This is a genomic window from Rhodococcus sp. 27YEA6 (assembly GCF_044908235.1).
Lineage (GTDB): Bacteria > Actinomycetota > Actinomycetes > Mycobacteriales > Mycobacteriaceae > Rhodococcus_F > Rhodococcus_F qingshengii.
This window is the reverse complement of record NZ_JBIYCY010000072.1, coordinates 1-1,140: the sequence shown is the minus strand read 5'-3', so window position 1 is coordinate 1,140 and position 1,140 is coordinate 1. Positions and strand designations below refer to the sequence as shown.

The 1,140-nt window shown below is 68.1% G+C and carries 1 protein-coding gene; it reads left to right on the top strand.

The window, feature by feature from the left end; translation table 11 throughout:
- On the top strand, nt 1-984 hold a 984-nt coding region (locus ABH939_RS33160), incomplete at its 5' end, for an insoluble domain protein (RefSeq protein WP_404650739.1).
- Nucleotides 985-1,140 lie beyond the last annotated feature (156 nt).

Sequence of the window (1,140 nt, the reverse complement as noted above, 5' to 3'; positions counted from 1 at the left end):
ACCCCGCCGCCGGCCGCAGAAGCTCCAGCCCTCACCGAGCCGATCTACTGGGTCGACCCACCCGCGCAATACCAGCACATCGACTACCAGCCGCTGCCGAACTGGGACTACGACACCAACACCTACACACCACCCACCTACACCAACACCACACCGACCGACTACACCCAGCTCCATCTCCCCGGCCCCGTCGACGTCGTCGCCCCGATCATCGCCCCCCGCGACACCCTCCGCATCGGAACCTTCCACATCGCACAACCGAACTGGGTCTCCGACGTCGACCTCGAACGAACCAACAACACCACCGCCATCATCGAATCCGGAGTCGCCACCGGCTGGAACTCCCTCGGTGTCCCCGTCGACAAAGCCAGCCGCGACGCCGCCACCCAAGTCGGCGGTACCGCCGCCGGAGCACTCGCCGGAGGAATCGGCCTCGCGACCCCGTTCGCCATCGGAGGAGCGCTGATCGGCGGCACCGTCGGCGGAAACCTCGGCCTCGGACTGGGCAACGTCTTCGTCCCCGGAATCGGCTGGGTAGCAGGCGGCCTCGCCGGAACAGCCGTCGGCGCCGGTACAGGCGCCCTCCTCGCCGGCGCCCCCGCATTCGTTCTCGGCGGATTGGGCGGAGGAATCGCAGGATTCACCGCCGCCGTCGCGTACGGCGCAGGTGAACTCGGCGAACCCGTCGAAATCGCGGTCCCCGACGTCGACCAACCCGCCGTCACCAGCCAGACCCAGGACACGCTCGCAGAGTGGGAGAACTCCGGCCCCATCGGTGAGGCCGTAGCCACCACTGTCCGCGACACCGTCGCCGCTGCCCCTGCGATCGACCAGCAGGCCCGCGACTTCGTCGCAGCCCAGCCCGGAGGCGAGCAGATCATCGAACACGTCGACACCGCACTCACGGACTTCCTCACCAACGCCACCCCGGGCCTGGCGTCCTCACTGATCAGCGACGCAGTCGGCGCGGGTATTCCGGCGTAAAGCCCGCATGATCAGAGCCGTTCAGGGCGGGCGGCAACGCGCCGCCCACCCTGAACCCGTCCATGCGCCACTGCAGAACCAGGAACGAGCACCGAAAAGGCGACAGCGATGACGAACACGAAGAGACACCCCGCAGTGATCGACCTACTCGGCGGC